Genomic DNA, 18,439 nt, shown 5'->3' with positions numbered 1-18,439 from the left:
ATTGTATGAAAAGGCCTCCGGAAAAGTTTCCGGAGGCCTTTGGCTTTTATTTTTTATTCCGCTGTTTTGCACGCAAAGAGTTGTCTAAGATCGCTTTCCGCAAACGGATATTTTCCGGCGTCACTTCTACCAGTTCGTCATCCGCAATAAATTCCAAAGCCTGCTCCAAGCTCATGATTTTCGGCGGGACCAGACGAAGCGCGTCATCAGAGCCAGAAGCGCGCATGTTGGTCAGCTGCTTCTTTTTACAGACGTTGACGACTAGATCCTCCGCCTTTGGGGACTGTCCTACGATCATCCCTTCGTAAACCGGCACGCCTGCGCCAATAAACAGGGTCCCGCGTTCCTGTGCGTTAAACAGCCCGTAAGCGACTGCGGTACCGCTTTCAAATGCCACCAAAGAACCGGTGTTCCGGTTCTGGATCTCCCCTTTAAACGGCTGGTAGCATTCAAAGACAGAGCTCATGATCCCTTCGCCCTTGGTATCGGTCAAAAATTCGTTTTTATAGCCAAACAGGCCACGAGCCGGAATCAAAAACTCGATCCGCATGCGGCTTCCCTGCGGCGCCATATGCTGCAATTCTGCTTTCCTAGCGCCCATTTTTTCCATCACAGCGCCCATGTACTCTTCCGGCACGTCCACCACCAGGCGTTCAATCGGCTCGCATTTCTTCCCGTCAATCTCCCGGTAAAGGACGCGCGGGGTGCTTACCTGTAATTCATAGCCCTCCCTGCGCATCGTTTCGATCAAAATAGAAAGGTGCATTTCTCCCCGCCCGGCTACGATAAAACTATCGGTCGTATCCGAATCAGTCACCCGCAGGGATACATCCTTTAAAAGCTCCCGCTGCAAACGGTCGCGCAGCTGCCGGCTGGTAACGAACTTTCCTTCTTTCCCTGCAAACGGAGAATCATTGACCGAGAACGTCATCTCAACAGTCGGCTGGGAGATCGCAGAAAATTCGATCGGTTCCACTGCTTCCGGGTCGCACAGGGTATCCCCAATGGTCAGATCCCCGATCCCGGAAATACAGACAATATCCCCCATCACAGCGGTATCGCACGGAACACGCTTTAAACCCTCGATCTGGTACAGGTTCACGACCCGTCCCTTATACTGCCGTTTTGGGTTGTGGTAATCGCAGACCATCACTTCCTGATTCTGCTTCAGGGCGCCGCGGTCGATCTTCCCGATCGCGATCCGGCCCACGTATTCATTATAATCAATGGAAGACACCAACATCTGGAACGGTTCCTCCGGCTCGCCCTCCGGTGCCGGGATATGTTCCAAAATCGCATCGAACAAAGGAACTAGGTCGGTTCCCGGCTGGGTATAGTCCACCGTAGCGGTCCCTTCCCGTCCGGAGCAGTAAATGACCGGGCTGTCCAGTTGTTCGTCGCTGGCGTTTAAGTCCATCAGCAGTTCTAAAACCTCGTCCTCGATTTCGTCAAGACGCGCGTCAGGACGGTCGATTTTATTGACGACAATAATGATCTTGTGCCCAAGCTCCAGCGCCTTTTGCAGCACGAAACGGGTCTGCGGCATGGTGCCCTCAAACGCGTCTACCAAAAGCAGAACGCCGTCCACCATTTTTAAGATACGCTCCACTTCCCCGCCGAAGTCCGCGTGCCCCGGCGTGTCGATAATGTTAATTTTTACCCCGTTGTAGTGTGCCGAGGTGTTTTTAGCCAAAATGGTAATTCCGCGTTCCCGCTCCAGGTCGTTGTTGTCCATAACACGGTCCTGGACTACCTGATTCTCCCGGAACGCTCCGCCCTGCTTGAGCATTTCATCGACCAGCGTCGTTTTCCCATGGTCAACGTGGGCGACAATCGCAATATTTCTTAAATCTTCTCTAATCAAAATCGTTCCCTCTTTTTTTATCCTATTTTACATCTTCCCCATTATAAGGCCTTTTACGCTTATTTTCTACTTTTTTGACAATATTTTTTGAAAAATCGTAACAATGTATACAAAGAACTATGAAAACACAGACCCCTTTTGTGAAGATTTTAAAATTGTCAGAAAAGGGGGAGAACACTTAAAAAATGCTATGCAGCCCTCCCTGCGGTATGATATAATAATTTGTGTAAAAATTTTAGAATGATACAGATGTTGGAGTGGTAACATGCAAAAAATGTTAGGATATATGCGAAAGGCGATCCACGAGTTTGACCTGATCCAAAACGGCGACAAAATCGCGGTCGGCGTTTCGGGCGGGAAGGATTCTGTGGTCCTTCTCAAAGGGCTGGTGCTGTTAAAACGGTTCATCGGCATCGAATACGATTTGGTCGCCATTACTCTGGATCCCTATTTCGGCGGCCAGCCTACCGATTATACCCCGGTGCGGGAGTTCTGCGAGGAAATGGGTGTGACCTATGTGTTAAAGCCTACCCGTATCGGAGAGATCGTATTCGACATCCGCAAGGAAAAGCATCCCTGCAGCCTGTGCGCAAAAATGCGGCGCGGGGCGCTTCACGACGCCGCGCTGGAATACGGCTGCAACAAGGTGGCGCTGGGTCATCATTTTGACGACGTGGTAGAAACTTTTATGATGAACTTGTTCGTGGAGGGGCGCCTCGGCTGCTTTGCGCCTAAAAGCTACCTGTCTACGAAAAAGCTGTGGATGATCCGTCCTATGGTATTTGCGCCGGAAAAGGAGGTGCGGAAAGCCGCTTTAAAAAATAATTTTCCGATCGTGAAATCCAAATGCCCGGCAGACGGGCAGACCAAACGGGAAGAAATGAAAGAGTTCCTGCGGGAGCGGGAGCGCGCTGACAATGGGTTCACCTTCCGGATGTTCGGCGCTATGCGGCGGGCTGGCTTAGACGGCTGGGGCTTCCCGGAAAAGCCGAAACAAAAAGGTTGATCAAAAAACACAGCGGAAATTATTTGTTGATTTTTCCCCAAAAAGCATTTGGCTGTAAAGTTTCTTTGGCCGTGTAAAATGAAAGTATACTGATACAAAAAGGACGCCCGGTGTTGGGCGTCCTTTTTTCACTTTTCAACTCAATGAAAATGGTCCATCTGCTGGTTAATCCGATTTTGCTCCTCAAACATCTGATGATGCATCCTTGCCTGCTCTTCCAATAAACGAACCTGCTCCTGCTGCTGGCGAAGCTGTTCCTCCTGAAATAAACGCTGCTGTTGCTGAAGCGTCTGCTGCCGACTGTTTTCAGCAGCATTCCCATGTTTCCCGCGACTGACGATACTGGCAATGATACTGATCAATACCACAATAAAAACAAGGACGATCATCACCGAAAGGACTTCAAACATGATATTCCCCCATTCCAATACTTTTTACAAATCACAAAAGCTTACCTGCCTGCGGGTATACCGCGCCAACGCGCTGAATCCCGCTTCTTTAGCCATTTGGCAGGCAATGTCAAAATCTGCTCCCAAATCTGCCGCCTTATGCGCGTCTGAACCAATTGTCAAAATTTCCCCGCCCAATTTCCGGTAAAGGGAAAGGATCTTAAATGCCGGGATCGTTTCTCCCATCCCCTGACGAACGCCGGAGGTATTGATTTCGATCCCTTTTCCCCGCTCGATCAGACGTTTTAAGATCACTTCCAATTCGTCTGGGTAGTCCAGCAGGCTCACCCGCTGTCCCTGCCGGGCCGCATAACGCTTGATCAGATCCAAATGCGCCAGACAGTCAAAATCGCCCTCGTCTGCAAGGCGATATAGGTTTTCCAAATTCATGCGGCAAAGCGCTTCGTTTTGCCCGCAGGTGTAATCCCGTTCGCTGAAATCTATATCATCGACCTTGTGCATGGATCCCAGCACAAAATCAAAATCCATTACGCGCAGCACTTCCTGTGCAAACGCCGGGTCCAGATGAGGCTGCCCCAGTTCGATCCCGCTTTTTAACGTGATCTTTTCCCCATATTCCTTTTGGCATTGTTCAAACCGTTCCCGGTACTGCTTTAAATAGGGGATCGTAAACTTGCCGAGCGGGGAATACTTCGACCCCTGAAAGCCGGGAGTGTAAATTTCAAAGTGATCGGTAAACGCAAGCTCCTCCAGCCCTTTTTCCAGCGCGGCATCACACAGCTCCTCCATGGTATTCATCCCATCGGGTGAAACGGTGGTATGCAAATGGTAATCCGCCATTCCCTGTTTCATAAGCAGCCTCCCTTCCTATACTTCTATGGCTATTATAACCAAATCGTCCCCAAACCGGCAACCGTCAAACTGTACGAATTTTTCTAACATGGTGCGAATTGTTGACTTTTTCGAAAAAGATGGATATAATAAAACTAATTTCATGAATCAAATTGGCTGTGAAAAGAAGAGTAAGCTCTGCGCGCTTTTTCAGAGAGTCCGGGTCGCTGGGAACGGACAAAGCAGACTGGGCTGAAGATGGTCTTGGAGCTGCGCACCGAAAGGATCTCCCTTTAGGCTGCGACGGTGTTGCCCGTTACCGCAATATGCTGTCGAACAAAACTGTTCCGCAGCAGATGAGTCCTGCCGCTGCAAGGCACAGGAAAATTGAGGTGGTACCGCGAAGGCTTTTGCTCTCGTCCTCGAAACGATGTTTCGGGAACGGGAGCTTTTTTATTTTCCCACAACCGCCAAAAAAGTTCATGCAACAAAAAAAGGAAAGGTGACTTTACTGTATGAAAGAGAAATTTTATTTGACCACTGCGATCGCCTACACATCCAGAAAGCCGCATATCGGCAATTCCTATGAAATTGTTCTGACTGACGCGATCGCGCGTTTTAAACGGCTGATCGGCAACGACGTCTTTTTCCTGACCGGCACAGACGAACACGGGCAAAAAATTGAAGAGATCGCCAAGGAAATGGGGATCACCCCAAAAGCTTATGTCGACCAGATCGCGGGCGAGATCCGCAAAATCTGGGACCTGATGGACTGCTCTTACGACAAATTTATCCGCACCACTGATGATTACCACGAAGCGGTCGTGAAGAAGATCTTCAAAAAGCTGTACGACCAAGGCGATATCTACAAAAGCGAATACGAAGGCTGGTACTGCACCCCGTGCGAATCCTTCTGGACAGAGACTCAACTGGCAGACGGCTGCTGCCCGGACTGCGGCCGCCCGGTAAAAAAGACAAAAGAAGAAGCTTACTTCTTTAAGATGAGCAAATACCAAGACCGCCTGATGCAGTACATCGAAGAGCATCCCACCTTTATCCAGCCGGAATCCCGCAAGCGGGAGATGGTCAACAATTTCCTCAAGCCGGGACTTCAGGATCTGTGCGTATCCCGAACCTCTTTCAGCTGGGGGATCCCTGTTGATTTCGACCCAAAGCATGTGATCTACGTTTGGATCGACGCTCTCACAAACTATATCACTGCGCTGGGCTACGACCCGGACGGCAGCAGCGAGCTGTTCCAAAAATACTGGCCGGCCGACGTGCATATCATCGGGAAAGACATTCTGCGTTTCCACACCATTTACTGGCCGATTATGCTGATGGCGCTGGACATCCCGCTCCCTAAACAGGTATTTGGGCATCCTTGGCTCCTTTCCGGAAACGACAAGATGAGCAAATCCAAAGGGAACGTGATGTACGCAGACGACCTTGCGCGCCATTTCGGGGTGGACGGCGTGCGGTATTACCTGCTGAAGGAAATGCCTTACGCGCAGGATGGGACCATCACCTACGAAAATATCATCGCACGGTATAACTCCGACCTTGCAAACACGCTGGGCAACCTGGTTAACCGCACGGTGGCAATGTCCAACAAATATTTTGACGGCGCAGTGAAAAATACCAGCGTCAGCGAACCGGTGGACGAAGAACTGGCAAACGCCTGCTTAACAGCGGTCAAGGAATACACCGACCTGATGAACCAGTTCCGGGTCGCCGACGCGCTGGAAGTGATTATGAACGTCGCGCGCAGAAGCAACAAATATATTGACGAAACCGCGCCTTGGACACTGGCGAAAGAGGAATCAAACCGTCCACGCCTGCAAACTGTATTATATAACCTGCTGGAAAGCATCCGCTTTATCGGCGTAATGATCTCCCCGTTTTTGCCAAAGACTTCAGAAAAGATTTTTGAACAGATCAAGACCGACATCACCTGCTATGATTCGCTGAACGCCTTCGGCAAATTGAAGGAGGGAACGGTGGGCACGGCTGTGCCGCTGTTCGCGCGGATCGACGAGGCGAAAAAGCTGGAGGAGCTGGAAGCGGAAATCGCAAAAGCCCAAGCTGCCGATGCCCCGAAAGAAAAGGAAAGCAAAGATCAACCGGAGGGCGTTATGATCGGGATTGAAGACTTTGCCAAGGTGGAGCTGAAAGCCGCAAAGGTCCTTTCCTGCGAACCGGTAAAAAAATCTGACAAACTGCTTTGCCTCCAGCTGGACGACGGTACCGGCACTCCCCGTCAGGTCGTTTCCGGAATCGCCGCCTGGTACCGCCCGGAAGACCTGGTCGGCAAAACCATTATAGTGGTTGCAAACTTAAAACCTGCAAAACTACGGGGCGTCCTTTCGAACGGCATGATTTTAGCCGCCGACTGCGACGACGCGGCAAAGGTGCTGTTCTTAGACGACAGTATCCCCGCCGGCGCTAAAATCCGGTAACATCTTTTTACGGAGGTTTTCAATCATGCAGCATCACGGCACACAACCTATCACAACATCACGCTTACTTCTCCGCCAATTTACCCTTTCCGATGCAAAACCCATGTTTTCCGGCTGGGCCGGCAACCCCAAGGTGACACGGTACGTTACCTGGAACTGCCATCGCTCTGTTCAGGAAACAAAGGGGCTGTTAGAACAATGGATCAAAGCTTATCAGGACCCTTCGTTTTACGAATGGGCGATTGTAGAAAACGCCTCCGGCCGGCTGATCGGCTCCATTGGGGCGGCTGTGCAAGGGGATTCTTCCGCCTGCGAGATCGGCTACTGTATAGCTCCCCGTTTTTGGAACCAGGGATTTGCAACCGAAGCGTGCCGGGCGGTGATTGCCTATCTGTTCGGCTGCGGGATGCAGTCGATCGACGCACTGCACGACATCCGCAACCCATCCTCCGGCAGGGTAATGCAAAAATGCGGGATGCTGTACCGGGGGGATCGGTCTGCATATCTTCCCGCCAAACAGGAAACGGTTTCCTGCCATTATTACGAAATTTTAAAAGAAGGTGATCCGCACCGATGAGTTATCAAAATATCTTCGATTCCCATGCCCATTATAATGACGAACGCTTTGACGGGATTTTGGAAGAAACCATCAGCAGCATTCAAAAAAATGGTGTTGCGGCAGTCCTAAACGCGGGCTGTGATCTCCCCTCTTCCTATTCCGGTGTAGAACTGACAAAACGGTATCCGTTTTTCTATTGCAGCGTGGGGATCCATCCGCACGACGCCCAGAATTGCCGGGATGGTTACTTGAAGGAATTAGAAGCCCTTGCCAAAGAGGAAAAGGTAGTGGCCATCGGGGAAATCGGCTTAGATTACCACTATGATTTTTCCCCGCGCGACCTTCAGAAAAAGGTGTTTGCCGAACAGCTCCAGTTGGCAAATTTCTTAGATCTGCCGGTCATCATCCATTCCCGGGAAGCGACCGCCGACACCATGGAGCTGCTTCAAAAATACCATCCCCACGGGGTGGTGCACTGCTTTTCCGGCTCTTCCCAAACAGCAAAGGAGATCCTTTCTTTAGGCATGTATTTGGGCTTTACCGGAGTGGTGACCTTCAACAATGCCAAAAAGGTGCTGGAAGCGGTCAAGGCGACCCCTGCTGACCGGCTGCTGTTGGAAACCGACTGTCCTTACATGGCGCCTGTACCGCACCGCGGCAAGACCTGCACCTCGGATATGATCGCCTTTACCGCCGAAAAAATTGCGCAACTGAAAGAAATGGACACACAGGCGCTGATCGACCAGGCGCATCAAAACACCCTGTCCTGCTTCGGGATCAACAAATAAAAGGAGCTTTCCCATGAACATTGCAAACCTTTTTCAAAGCAAAAAGATCGTTTATTCCCTGGAGGTTTTTCCACCGAAAAAGACGTCCTCTGTTGATACGATCTACAATACACTGTATGGCCTGCGCGGATTGCCGGCCGATTTTATCAGCGTTACTTACGGGGCAGGCGGTTCCGATACCCAGCGCAGTAAAACCTGCGAGATCGCTTCCCTGATCAAATCAGAATACCAGATCGAGCCTGTTTCCCACTTAACCTGCCTCAACTCTACCAAAGAGGATATCAGGCAGACCTTGGATTCGCTAAAGGCAAATGGGATCCAGAACATCCTTGCCCTGCGCGGCGATAAGGGACCGGCCGTGACCCCGAAAAATGATTTTACACACGCAAATGAATTGGCAGAATTTATTAAGGCCTATGACCCCTCCTTTAATGTGCTGGGCGCCTGTTATCCGGAATGCCACTGCGACAGTGAAACCATTGATCAGGATATTGAAAACCTGAAGCTGAAAATTGAAGCAGGGGCCTCCCATCTGATCACTCAGCTGTTTTTCAACAATAACCACTTCTATGAGTTTATGGACAAGGCCATCCAAAAAGGGATCACCGTCCCTATTTCCGCTGGGATCATGCCGATCATCAATAAATCACAGATCGAACGCACCGTTTCCATGTGCGGCGCAAGCCTGCCGCGGGCGTTCAGCACCATGATCAACAAATATGCCGACGACCCTCAGGCGCTCAAAGACGCCGGGATCGCCTATGCGGTCAATCAGATCATCGACTTGATCTCCAATGATGTGCGGGGCATTCATCTTTACACCATGAACAATGTAGAAACCGCTTCCCGCATCACGGAAAGCATAGAAAATATTATCAAAAGCCAAAACCGGATCACAAAGAGGTAACGGCGGTGCAGACATTGATTCAAACTCTAAACCGGGACGAGATCCTGCGTTATCTTGGCTATCAGGGACAGGATATCTCCCCTGCGCTGGAGGACACGCTTCACCGGTGCATGGGGCGCACACTGGAAATGATCTCCCCCAAATCCCTTTACCGCCGGTTTAAAATTGAACACCGGGAAAACGGGATCGCCGTTCTTGGCACGCCTGTTTTTCTGTCCGGGCAGGACATCCGCCGGCATTTGGAAAACTGCGAAGAAATTTACCTACTCTGCGTAACGGTGGGACTGGAGATCGAACGGGAGATCCGTACAGCAATGTTGCTTTCTCCAGACGAAGGAGTTATTTTGGACAGCTGCGCCACCACTGCGGTAGAGGCTTTGGCCGACCTGGCAGAACGGGAAATCGCCGCACAGTGCAAAACAGAGGGGAAAAATATCACCTGGCGTTTTTCCGCCGGCTATGGGGATCTCCCGCTGGAAACGCAAAAGGAGATCATCGCCGCTATGGACACTCACCGGAAGATCGGGCTTTCCCTGACGGACAGCCTGCTGATGACCCCTTCCAAATCGGTCACTGCAATCATCGGCGTGACCGATACCACCCGCGATCCCCGGCCGAATAAATGCGATTACTGCAACAACCGGGCACACTGCGCTTTCAGAAAGAGAGGAACACAATGTTGAAAACTGATCATGTTATTTTACTCGACGGCGCTATGGGCACCATGTTACAACAGTCCGGCGCAGAGATCGGGAAAGTGCCGGAGGCGCTGAACCTGACTGATCCGGAGGTAGTAAAAAAGATCCACCGCCAGTATATTGAAAGCGGTTCTGATATTATTTACGCCAATACGTTCAGCGCGAACCGCTACAAGCTATCGCACTGTGAATACAGTGTAGAGGAGCTTATTGGGGCCGGGGTGCGCAACGCAAAAGAAGCCGCGCAGGGCAGCCCTGTGAAGGTCGCACTGTCCGTCGGGCCGATCGGCGAACTGCTGGAGCCGAACGGAAACCTTTCCTTTGAAAGCGCATACGATATGTTCCGTGAAATGGTCGTCTGCGGGGAAAAGGCCGGGGCCGATCTTGTCGTGTTTGAAACGATCACCGACCTGCTGGAGATGAAAGCCGCCCTGCTGGCCGCAAAGGAAAACACCGACCTGCCGGTGTTCTGCACCATGACTTTTGAGCAGAACCACCGCACCTTTACCGGCGTATCGATCGAAGCCATGGCAACGACCCTCACTTCCTTAGGGGCGGACGCCATTGGGGTAAACTGTTCCCTTGGCCCGAAAGAGATCCTCCCCATTGCAAAAAAGCTCAGCGAATGGACCCCCCTGCCGCTGATCGTAAAAGCCAATGCCGGACTGCCGAACCTCAATTCCAATACCTATGATATTTCTGCTGAAGAATTTGCAGAAACCATGGAAGAATACCTTTCCTTTGGCGTTTCCATCATCGGCGGATGCTGCGGCACTACCCCGGATTATATCCGCTGCCTAAAAGAACGGCTGAAAGGAAAAATGATCGGAAACCGGGAGTATCTCCCCCGCTCCGTCCTGTGCAGCGGCAGTCAGGCCGTGGTAGTCGACGGGGTGCGCGTGATTGGCGAGCGCATCAATCCCACTGGGAAAAAGCTCTTTAAAGAAGCGCTTCTCAACCACAATACAGGTTACATTTTAACGCAGGGGCTGGAACAGGTAAAAGCCGGCGCCCAGATCTTAGATGTAAACGTAGGCTTGCCGGAAATTGACGAAAACGCCATGATGATCGAGGTAGTAAAGGGCTTGCAGAGCGTGCTGGACACTCCGCTGCAAATCGACTCCTCCCACGCTTCGGTGATTGAAAACGCCCTGCGTATCTATAATGGGAAAGCGATCGTCAACTCTGTAAACGGGGAACAGCAGGTGTTAGACCGCATCCTTCCGGTCGTCAAAAAATACGGTGCCGCGGTCGTTGGGTTAACACTGGACGAAAACGGCATCCCAAACGAAGCACAAAAGCGCTTTGCCATTGCGCAGCGGATCGTAGAAGCCGCAAAGGGCTATGGCATCCCAAAAGAGGACGTCTATATCGACTGTCTTACCCTGACCGCCTCTGTCCAGCAAAAGGAAGTGCAGGAAACGCTGAAGGCGGTTCAAATGGTAAAGGAGAAGCTGGGGGTGAAAACCGTACTGGGCGTATCCAACATTTCGTTTGGGCTTCCAAACCGGGAGCTGATCAACCACAGCTTCCTGCTGCTTGCCATGGCGCACGGCCTAGACTGCCCGATCATCAACCCGAATATCCGCTCCATGATGGATGCCGTCGACGCTTATAATGTTCTTTATAACCATGACGCCGGCGCTAAGCAATATATCGAACGGCACAATACCGCAGCTCCCGCTGTGACACCTGCCGCTAAAAAAAGCGATATGACCCTGCCGGACGCGGTCATCGGAGGCCTGAAAGAGATGGCCGGGAGGTTGACCCAGGAGCTGCTGCAAACAACCGATCCGCTGGAAATCATCAACCAGATGCTGATCCCTGCCCTGGACCGGGTTGGCGACGACTTTGAAAGCGGGAAAATCTTTTTGCCGCAACTGATTCAGTCTGCGACAGCCGCGCAGGCCGGGTTTGAACAGATCAAGCTTTCCCTTTCTAAAAAGCCGGCCGCAGAATCCGTTTCCAAAGGGAAAATCGTGCTGGCAACAGTAAAGGGCGACGTGCACGATATAGGAAAAAATATCGTCAAGGTCATATTGGAAAACTACGGATATGACGTCGTAGACCTTGGAAAAGACGTCCCTATTGAAACGGTGGTGCAGGAAACCATCCGCACCGGCGCAAAATTGGTGGGATTAAGCGCTTTAATGACCACCACCGTAGTCAGCATGCAGCAAACGATCGAGGCGCTGCACCAAAGCGGCGCGGACTGCAAAATATGGGTGGGCGGCGCTGTGCTTACCGAAGATTATGCCATGAAGATCGGCGCGGATTTTTACGCCAAAGACGCGAAGCAGTCAGCCGATATCGCCAAAAAAGTATTAGGATAACAGGAGGCTCCCTGCCATGTGGGCTTATGAAAGCAATTTTTATCAAATCTATCCGCTGGGGTTCTGCGGCGCTCCGTGGTACAACGATCGGAAAACTGTGCCGAGAATCTGCAAGGTGCTGGATTGGACTGATCATCTCAAACGACTTCACATTGACGCGGTCTATTTTTCCCCGGTGTTTTTGGCGGATCATCACGGGTATGATACCTGCGATTACCGGCAGATCGACAACCGGCTGGGAACGAACAAGGATTTTGCCGAGGTATGCCGTACCCTGCACCAAAATGGGATCAAAGTCGTGCTGGACGGTGTGTTCAACCATGTGGGCCGCGGGTTCTGGGCATTTCAAGATGTAAAAGAAAAACGATGGGATTCCCCTTATAAAGATTGGTTCTTCCTGAATTTTGACGGGGATTCCAACGATCACGACGGCTTTTGGTACGAAGGCTGGGAGGGGCATTTTGACCTCGTCAAATTAAATCTGCGAAATGAAGAGGTGGTGTCCCACCTGCTGGACTGCGTGAAACAGTGGATCGAAGAATTTGACATCGACGGGCTCCGGCTGGACGTGGCCTATTCACTGGATCATGACTTTATCCGTCGTCTGCGCAGCCTTACCGACAACTTAAAACCCGGCTTTTTCTTAGTCGGAGAAATGATCCATGGCGATTACAACCAGATCGTCAACGACCAGATGCTCCACAGCTGTACGAACTACGAATGCTATAAGGGGCTGTATTCCAGCTTTAATTCCATGAATCTGTTCGAGATCACCCATTCCCTGCTTCGGCAATTCGGCCCGGAAAGCTGGACGCTTTACCGCGGAAAGCACCTAATGAATTTCGTGGATAACCATGATGTTTCCCGCATTGCCTCCATGCTGCAAAACTCACAGCATCTTCCGCTGATCTATGCCCTGTTGTGTGGAATGCCCGGCATTCCCTGCATTTATTACGGAAGCGAATGGGGCGCCCGCGGCGACAAGGCGCAGGGGGACGAATCGCTCCGTCCCTCGTATAAAAGTCCGGAATGGAACGACCTTACTGAGTGGATCGGGAAGCTCATGGCGGCCCGCCAAAAAAGTGAAGCCCTTTGTTACGGGGATTTCAAAAGCCTGCTGCTGACAAACCATCAGGTCATTTTTGAACGGTGCAGCGAACATCAGAGAGTCCTTGTAGCTATCAACGCTTCCGCAGATCCTTTCACCGCGCATTTTCATGCCGGATGCGGCCGCGCGGTGGACCTGATCACCGGAGCACCGCACGATTTCGGCGGCGGAAGCGAACTGCCCCCTTACAGCGCATTTTTCTGGGAAACAGAGGCATAAGGGTTGACAGCCGTGAAAAGTTTGGATATACTTTAAAGTGATAAAGCAACCCGCTGGCATCTTCGGATTGCCGGCGGGTTTTGCGATCTTTGAAAAGAGGAACGAGAATGAATATTGCAGTAATCGGGTTAGGGTTGATCGGCGGTTCTTTTTGCAAGACCATCAAACGGTATACAAAGCATCTTTGCATGGGATATGACCTATACCCGGAAGTGACTGAACAGGCTTTAAAAGAGGGAGCTATTGACAGGGACATTTCCCCTCAGGAACTTCAGCAGGCTGACTTTATCATTGTCAGCCTGCATCCCACGCAAACAGTTTCCTTTTTACAGGAACATGCAAAATATATCGCCCCTGGAACGATCGTAATAGATACCTGCGGGGTGAAAGAAAGTATTCTTGACGGGGTGGAGGCGCATCTGTGCGAACACCGTATCAAATTTGTGGGCTGTCATCCCATGGCAGGCCGGGAGTTTTCCGGCTTTTCCTATGCGCTGGACAACCTTTTTGACCATGCCAGCTTCATCATCACTCCCACTGCGCAGACCGACCCTGTGGCAGTAGAACAGGTACAGGCCTTTGCGCAGGAACTCCATTTCGCAAAGGTAGTCCTCTCCACTCCAGACGAGCACGACCGGGTGATCGCCTTTACCTCACAGCTGGCTCATGTTGTTTCCAACGCCTATGTCAAAAGTCCGGTTTTGGGGTATCAAAGCGGGTTTTCCGCAGGCAGTTTTTTGGATTTGACCCGTGTTGCTAAGCTAAACGAATCTATGTGGACCGAATTATTTTTGATGAACCGGCCTTCCCTGCTGATCGAACTGGAAAACCTGATCCGTCACCTAAACGAATACCAGCAGGCACTGGAGCAAAACGACAGGGAACGCTTAAAAACCCTGCTGCGGGACGGACGGATCCTAAAAGAAGAAAGCCTGAAAAGGGATCAGTAAAGAGGTAGAAAATAGATGTGTAAGCCATTGAACGAACTTTCCCTGCATCAGCTCTGGCAGCTTTTCCCGATCCAGCTGGTACCGCACAATCCTGCTTGGAAGGAACAATACCACCAAGAAGCCGGCCGGTTAAAAGCCCTGTTTGCCAACGATATGCTGTTCCGGATCAGCCACATCGGCAGTACCGCTGTACCGGCTATTTGGGCCAAACCGATCGTGGATATTCTGGCGGAGTTTGATCCGAAAGCCTCTCTCTCTTTGCTTGTCCCTCAGCTGGAAGAAAACGGCTGGATCTGCATGTCAAAAGCCCCGAACCGTATCTCCTTGAACAAAGGGTATACCGAACAGGGATTCGCACAGCAAGTATTTCACCTCCATCTGCGCCGCGCGGGGGATTGCGACGAATTGTATTTCCGGGATTATCTCAATCATTGCCCCGAAACCGCGAAAGATTACGAAGCGCTAAAGCGCACCCTGTGGAAAAAATTTCAATATGACCGTGATGCCTACACAAGCGGTAAAGAGAAATTCATAACGGTCTGTACCCGGAAAGCCAAACAGATATTTCCCGGGAAATATGAACTCGCTTCAAAATAGGTCGGTTACCTTATCGGATGAGGGAAAATATCCCTGTTTCCCAAAACTGCGCGCTTTCATTTTCGCGGCGGTGTTACTTTCAAAAGATGGTCGTCTATTAAAACTCCTGTGTTCAACAGAACTATAAAAAGAGGCGGTGCAGCTGCACCGCCTCTTTTTGTTTCTCTTATTCTGCTTCTGCGACCGCTTCGACTTCAACCAATACGTTTTGGGGAAGTTGTTTCACAGCAACACAGCTTCTTGCCGGCTTTTCTGTCATATACTTTCCGTAGACTTCGTTAAAAGCAGCAAAATCCGCCATATCACTTAAAAAGCAGGTAGTTTTGACCACTTTTTCAAAAGAACTGCCTGCTTCTTTTAACACTGCCCCCAAATTCTTCATCACTTGTTCAGCCTGTGCCTCAATGGTCTCAGCTTCTACATTTCCACTCGCCGGATTGATCGGAATTTGACCGGAGGTAAATACCAATCCACCGCATTTGATCGCCTGTGAATACGGCCCAATCGCGTCAGGCGCCTGATTCGTGTACACTTTTTCCAACATTGTAACCTCTCCTCTTTATTTTACAATATCAAAGCCGGCCTCTATCAATGCCCGCTTGATTTCCTCTACATGGTCATGGTCTCTGGTTTCCATTACCAAATGCAGGTAACACGCATTAATATCCATATCCAAATCTGCACGGTCATGGTGTACCGCAACCACATTTCCGCCCTTTTGGGCAATAATATCAGAGATCATGCTCAGCTGCCCTGGTTTATCCATCAACGCAATGGTAATGTCCGCACTTCGTCCGGCTTTTAGTAGCCCCCTGTTGATTACACGGGACAGGATCGTTACATCGATATTCCCGCCGGACACCAAGCAGACTACCTTTTTCCCTTTTACCGGAACTTTGTTAAACATTGCCGCCGCAACAGAAACAGCCCCAGCCCCTTCTGCGATCAACTTCTGCTGTTCGATCAAGGTAAGGATCGCGCTGGAGATCTCGTCATCTGTCACTGTTACGATCTCGTCCACATACTTGCTGCAAATCTCATAAGTATGTTCTCCCGGGGTTTTTACCGCGATCCCGTCTGCAATAGTGGAAACTTCGGTCAGGGTTTGGATCTCGTGCCCATGGATAGAATTAAACATCGAGGGCGCGCCCGCCGCCTGTACCCCATATACTTTGATGTCCGGATTCAAGGATTTTACAGCATATGCCACCCCAGAAATCAATCCGCCGCCGCCAATCGGCACAATGACCGCATCCATTTTAGGAAGCTGTTCCATCAGCTCCAAGCCAATCGTCCCCTGTCCGGCAATGACCAGTTCATCATCAAATGGGTGAACAAAGGTATACCCCTTTTCATCCCTTAACTGCAATGCCCGCTGATAGGCGTCATCGTAAGTCCCTTTCACCAGACAGACGTCAGCGCCATAACGCTTTGTCGCCTCCACTTTGGAGATCGGCGCCCCATCCGGCAAACAGATCAGGGATTTGATCCCGTTTTTGGTCGCCGCCAAAGCAACACCCTGCGCGTGATTGCCCGCAGAGCAGGCGATCACGCCGTGGGATTTTTCCTCGTCACTGAGCTGGGACATTTTGTAATAAGCCCCGCGCACTTTAAAAGACCCTGTTACCTGCAAATTTTCGGTTTTCAGGTAGATCTCACTTTCCGGGTTTAAGTTCGGCGCATGGATCAGATCTGTGGGCCGTATCACCTCCTTCAGCACATAGGAGGCATGGTAGATTTTGTCCAAGGTCAACATATTATTTTCTCCTTTCGATCATAAGGATCCTTTCATCGTTTCCAGCCCAATAAAAAAGCCTTCATCTCTAAATCAGAGACGAAGGCCTAACATTCAGCTTCCGCGGTACCACTCCGGTTGCCGTTTTTACAACGGCCGCTTACAGCGTCCAACAACGCATTCCTCCAGATAACGGTGAGAAAATCCGTACCCGTCTACTCCCTGCAAAAAAGGTTTCGGGGGTCTGCTCCGAGGCGATGTTCTGTCCGCATTCCTGTTGCCTTGCAGCACCCGGCAACTCTCTGAAAGAAAGAGGCGGAAGACCTGTCCTCATCAACACATTTTCTTTGTTACTATTACTATAACGCGAACCTAGCTATTTGTCAAGCCGCTGTCAGCGTACCAGTCCCGGCAGTTTTACACGTTCCATCACCTTCAGCATGCCATACAGCAGCATTACCTCGATCGGGAACAGAATCGCTGCTTTCATGATCCGTGCTGGGAAAAACACCATGTAGCCTTTTCCATACATCATGGAAAGCCACAGCGTGCCTAGGATCAACTCCACCAGCGCCACACAAAGCCGCGCCAAAATCGTGCGCTTCAAAGACGCCGGTTTCTTATAAAGCACAAATCCATAAATGCAACCGCTTAAACATGCGTTTATGGTAAAGCCCGGGAAAAACGCGCCGCTCGGCTTGATCACCAGATTCAATAAATCCCCGGCCGCAGCCACGATCCCCCCAACCACCGGACCATACAGCGAACCTGATGCCGCGATCGGAAGATAGGAAAAACTAAGCCTCAGCGAATTTGTGATCTGAATCGAGAAAAACAAAAACAACAGGATATTCAATGCCAGCAGCATAGCTGCGATCGTCATTGATTTTACGTTTTTCAGTTCCAGAGCGGATGATTTTACTTTGCCAAAAATAGAATTCATGTCATGACCTCCTTCACAAAATTTTGCTACAATAACGGAGGCACTCCATTATGCAGCAGCGGGATGCGAACCTTGTACCGCAAGTAACCTTACCTTTCGTCTATATGACAACTCCCCGTTCATACAGCACTTAACGCACAAGATCCTACTCTGCCATCAATTCTTTTGGTACTTTTATTGTATCAAACTAAGGTATAATACGCAATGTCTGTTGTACACAAAAAGAGAGGAAGCAAACCAAAATTTTTCATGGATATTAAAGCATCGAAAAAGCTGGCAGAAATTTCTGCCAGCTTTTTATCGTTAAATCACAATCCCGCCGTTGACCTGTAATACCTGTCCTGTAATAAACCCAGCCTTTTCAGATGCCAAAAAGAAAGCCGCTTCCGCTACATCTTCTACCGAGCCGATCTTCATCAGTGGTGTTTCCTCGCGCAGGGCTTCCAGATCTTCTTTGGAAAGCCGTTGGTTCATCTGGGTCGCGATCACGCCCGGGGCAATGCAATTCACAGTAATCCCAGACGGACCCGCCTCTTTTGCCAAAGCCTTTGTAAAGCCGATGACAGCCGCCTTGGAAGCAGAATAGGCTACTTCGCAGGAGCCGCCCGTTACTCCCCACATGGAGGACAAATTAATGATACGGCCTTTCTGACGCCGTATCATTCCCGGCAAAACTGCCTGCGTACAGGAGAACATCCCGTCTACATTGATCGCAAACACATTACGCCATTCTTCCCAAGTCGTATCCTGAACCAGCTTCTGCAAGGCGATCCCCGCATTGTTGACCAAAACATCGACCGCGCCAAAGTTGTTTTCTACCTCCTGCACCATCCGTTTGACCGCTTCATGATCGGCAAGATCGGCGCGGACAGGAAGAATTGTAAAGCCCTGATGCTCCGCCTCCTGCACCAGCTTTTCCATCTCTGGTCCAGAACGGCAATAGTTCGCCGCCACTTGATACCCCTTTTTTGCAAACAATAGGGCTATTTCCCGGCCAATTCCCCGTGAAGCCCCCGTCACCAATACTGTCAT

17 protein-coding genes, 1 riboswitch and 2 other annotated features are annotated in these 18,439 nt (G+C 50.6%); of the genes, 10 read left to right on the top strand and 7 right to left on the bottom strand.

Annotated elements, in window-relative coordinates; genetic code table 11:
• Positions 1 to 46 precede the first annotated feature (46 nt).
• The gene (gene typA / locus CIB36_RS03335) at positions 47 to 1,864 is read right to left on the bottom strand and encodes a translational GTPase TypA (protein ID WP_093988187.1); all 1,818 of its coding nucleotides are present in this window, start codon (positions 1,862 to 1,864) and stop codon (positions 47 to 49) included.
• 265 nt (positions 1,865 to 2,129) lie between these two features.
• Between typA and CIB36_RS03330 the strand changes: the two genes are divergently transcribed.
• Positions 2,130 to 2,870, top strand: a complete 741-nt coding sequence (locus CIB36_RS03330) for a tRNA 2-thiocytidine biosynthesis TtcA family protein (RefSeq protein ID WP_093988186.1) — start codon at positions 2,130 to 2,132, stop codon at positions 2,868 to 2,870.
• 140 nt (positions 2,871 to 3,010) lie between these two features.
• On the opposite strand, the gene CIB36_RS03325 is transcribed toward CIB36_RS03330, so the two are convergent.
• Positions 3,011 to 3,280: a hypothetical protein gene (locus CIB36_RS03325; RefSeq protein WP_093988185.1), complete on the bottom strand. Its 270-nt coding sequence runs from the start codon at positions 3,278 to 3,280 to the stop codon at positions 3,011 to 3,013.
• Positions 3,281 to 3,304: 24 nt separating this feature from the next.
• Positions 3,305 to 4,132, bottom strand: a complete 828-nt coding sequence (locus tag CIB36_RS03320; protein WP_093988184.1) for a histidinol-phosphatase HisJ family protein — start codon at positions 4,130 to 4,132, stop codon at positions 3,305 to 3,307.
• A 149-nt stretch (positions 4,133 to 4,281) separates the two neighbouring features.
• Positions 4,282 to 4,538: a binding site (T-box leader), on the top strand.
• An 88-nt stretch (positions 4,539 to 4,626) separates the two neighbouring features.
• On the opposite strand from CIB36_RS03320, the gene metG reads away from it, so the two are divergent.
• The 9 genes from metG (at position 4,627) to CIB36_RS03270 (ending at position 14,729) form a co-directional block, all read left to right on the top strand.
• Positions 4,627 to 6,570 (top strand): methionine--tRNA ligase, encoded by a 1,944-nt coding sequence (metG, locus tag CIB36_RS03310; protein ID WP_093988182.1) that lies wholly within the window; start codon positions 4,627 to 4,629, stop codon positions 6,568 to 6,570.
• Positions 6,571 to 6,595: 25 nt separating this feature from the next.
• Positions 6,596 to 7,147 carry a GNAT family N-acetyltransferase gene (locus CIB36_RS03305; protein WP_093988181.1) on the top strand — a complete coding sequence of 184 codons (552 nt, stop codon included), beginning with the start codon at positions 6,596 to 6,598 and terminating at the stop codon, positions 7,145 to 7,147.
• Positions 7,144 to 7,917 (top strand): TatD family hydrolase, encoded by a 774-nt coding sequence (locus CIB36_RS03300; RefSeq protein WP_093988180.1) that lies wholly within the window; start codon positions 7,144 to 7,146, stop codon positions 7,915 to 7,917. Before CIB36_RS03305 ends, CIB36_RS03300 begins: the two co-directional genes overlap by 4 nt.
• Before the next feature lie 13 nt (positions 7,918 to 7,930).
• Positions 7,931 to 8,824 carry a methylenetetrahydrofolate reductase [NAD(P)H] gene (gene metF / locus CIB36_RS03295; RefSeq protein ID WP_093988179.1) on the top strand — a complete coding sequence of 298 codons (894 nt, stop codon included), beginning with the start codon at positions 7,931 to 7,933 and terminating at the stop codon, positions 8,822 to 8,824.
• A gap of 5 nt (positions 8,825 to 8,829) precedes the next feature.
• Complete coding sequence (locus tag CIB36_RS03290; RefSeq protein WP_093988178.1) at positions 8,830 to 9,507, top strand: vitamin B12 dependent-methionine synthase activation domain-containing protein; 678 nt, start codon at positions 8,830 to 8,832, stop codon at positions 9,505 to 9,507.
• Positions 9,501 to 11,855, top strand: coding sequence for a homocysteine S-methyltransferase family protein (locus tag CIB36_RS03285; protein WP_203226424.1), 2,355 nt, complete (start codon positions 9,501 to 9,503; stop codon positions 11,853 to 11,855). Before CIB36_RS03290 ends, CIB36_RS03285 begins: the two co-directional genes overlap by 7 nt.
• Positions 11,856 to 11,871: 16 nt before the next feature.
• Positions 11,872 to 13,182, top strand: a complete 1,311-nt coding sequence (locus tag CIB36_RS03280; protein ID WP_093988176.1) for an alpha-amylase family glycosyl hydrolase — start codon at positions 11,872 to 11,874, stop codon at positions 13,180 to 13,182.
• Positions 13,183 to 13,289: 107 nt separating this feature from the next.
• Positions 13,290 to 14,132 carry a prephenate dehydrogenase gene (locus CIB36_RS03275; RefSeq protein WP_093988175.1) on the top strand — a complete coding sequence of 281 codons (843 nt, stop codon included), beginning with the start codon at positions 13,290 to 13,292 and terminating at the stop codon, positions 14,130 to 14,132.
• 15 nt (positions 14,133 to 14,147) lie between these two features.
• Positions 14,148 to 14,729, top strand: coding sequence for a GrpB family protein (locus CIB36_RS03270; protein ID WP_093988174.1), 582 nt, complete (start codon positions 14,148 to 14,150; stop codon positions 14,727 to 14,729).
• Between the two features lie 166 nt (positions 14,730 to 14,895).
• Here CIB36_RS03270 and CIB36_RS03265 read toward each other — a convergent pair whose 3' ends face one another.
• From CIB36_RS03265 to ymfI, 4 genes are all read right to left on the bottom strand, one after another.
• Complete coding sequence (locus tag CIB36_RS03265; RefSeq protein ID WP_093988173.1) at positions 14,896 to 15,273, bottom strand: RidA family protein; 378 nt, start codon at positions 15,271 to 15,273, stop codon at positions 14,896 to 14,898.
• 15 nt (positions 15,274 to 15,288) lie between these two features.
• Positions 15,289 to 16,485: a threonine ammonia-lyase gene (ilvA, locus tag CIB36_RS03260; protein WP_093988172.1), complete on the bottom strand. Its 1,197-nt coding sequence runs from the start codon at positions 16,483 to 16,485 to the stop codon at positions 15,289 to 15,291.
• Between the two features lie 71 nt (positions 16,486 to 16,556).
• Positions 16,557 to 16,810: a binding site (T-box leader), on the bottom strand.
• A 48-nt stretch (positions 16,811 to 16,858) separates the two neighbouring features.
• The gene (locus CIB36_RS03255; protein WP_093988171.1) at positions 16,859 to 17,407 is read right to left on the bottom strand and encodes a folate family ECF transporter S component; all 549 of its coding nucleotides are present in this window, start codon (positions 17,405 to 17,407) and stop codon (positions 16,859 to 16,861) included.
• A 54-nt stretch (positions 17,408 to 17,461) separates the two neighbouring features.
• Positions 17,462 to 17,562: riboswitch (THF riboswitch) on the bottom strand.
• Between the two features lie 148 nt (positions 17,563 to 17,710).
• Positions 17,711 to 18,439, bottom strand: coding sequence for an elongation factor P 5-aminopentanone reductase (ymfI, locus tag CIB36_RS03250; RefSeq protein WP_093988170.1), 729 nt, complete (start codon positions 18,437 to 18,439; stop codon positions 17,711 to 17,713).

Source organism: Massiliimalia timonensis (assembly GCF_900186585.1).
In the GTDB taxonomy this organism is placed as follows: domain Bacteria; phylum Bacillota; class Clostridia; order Oscillospirales; family Ruminococcaceae; genus Massiliimalia; species Massiliimalia timonensis.
Note: the sequence above shows the minus strand (reverse complement) of the source record. Positions and strands in the feature narration are given on the sequence as shown.

Bases quoted from the DNA above. Each gene is read 5' to 3' on its own strand.
- CIB36_RS03330 (WP_093988186.1), top strand. From the start codon at position 2,130: ATGCAAAAAATGTTAGGATATATGCGAAAGGCGATCCACGAGTTTGAC.
- CIB36_RS03325 (WP_093988185.1), bottom strand. From the start codon at position 3,280: ATGTTTGAAGTCCTTTCGGTGATGATCGTCCTTGTTTTTATTGTGGTA.
- CIB36_RS03320 (WP_093988184.1), bottom strand. From the start codon at position 4,132: ATGAAACAGGGAATGGCGGATTACCATTTGCATACCACCGTTTCACCC.
- metG (WP_093988182.1), top strand. From the start codon at position 4,627: ATGAAAGAGAAATTTTATTTGACCACTGCGATCGCCTACACATCCAGA.
- CIB36_RS03305 (WP_093988181.1), top strand. From the start codon at position 6,596: ATGCAGCATCACGGCACACAACCTATCACAACATCACGCTTACTTCTC.
- CIB36_RS03300 (WP_093988180.1), top strand. From the start codon at position 7,144: ATGAGTTATCAAAATATCTTCGATTCCCATGCCCATTATAATGACGAA.
- metF (WP_093988179.1), top strand. From the start codon at position 7,931: ATGAACATTGCAAACCTTTTTCAAAGCAAAAAGATCGTTTATTCCCTG.
- CIB36_RS03285 (WP_203226424.1), top strand. From the start codon at position 9,501: ATGTTGAAAACTGATCATGTTATTTTACTCGACGGCGCTATGGGCACC.
- CIB36_RS03280 (WP_093988176.1), top strand. From the start codon at position 11,872: ATGTGGGCTTATGAAAGCAATTTTTATCAAATCTATCCGCTGGGGTTC.
- CIB36_RS03275 (WP_093988175.1), top strand. From the start codon at position 13,290: ATGAATATTGCAGTAATCGGGTTAGGGTTGATCGGCGGTTCTTTTTGC.
- CIB36_RS03270 (WP_093988174.1), top strand. From the start codon at position 14,148: ATGTGTAAGCCATTGAACGAACTTTCCCTGCATCAGCTCTGGCAGCTT.
- CIB36_RS03265 (WP_093988173.1), bottom strand. From the start codon at position 15,273: ATGTTGGAAAAAGTGTACACGAATCAGGCGCCTGACGCGATTGGGCCG.
- ilvA (WP_093988172.1), bottom strand. From the start codon at position 16,485: ATGTTGACCTTGGACAAAATCTACCATGCCTCCTATGTGCTGAAGGAG.
- CIB36_RS03255 (WP_093988171.1), bottom strand. From the start codon at position 17,407: ATGAATTCTATTTTTGGCAAAGTAAAATCATCCGCTCTGGAACTGAAA.
- ymfI (WP_093988170.1), bottom strand. From the start codon at position 18,439: ATGACAGTATTGGTGACGGGGGCTTCACGGGGAATTGGCCGGGAAATA.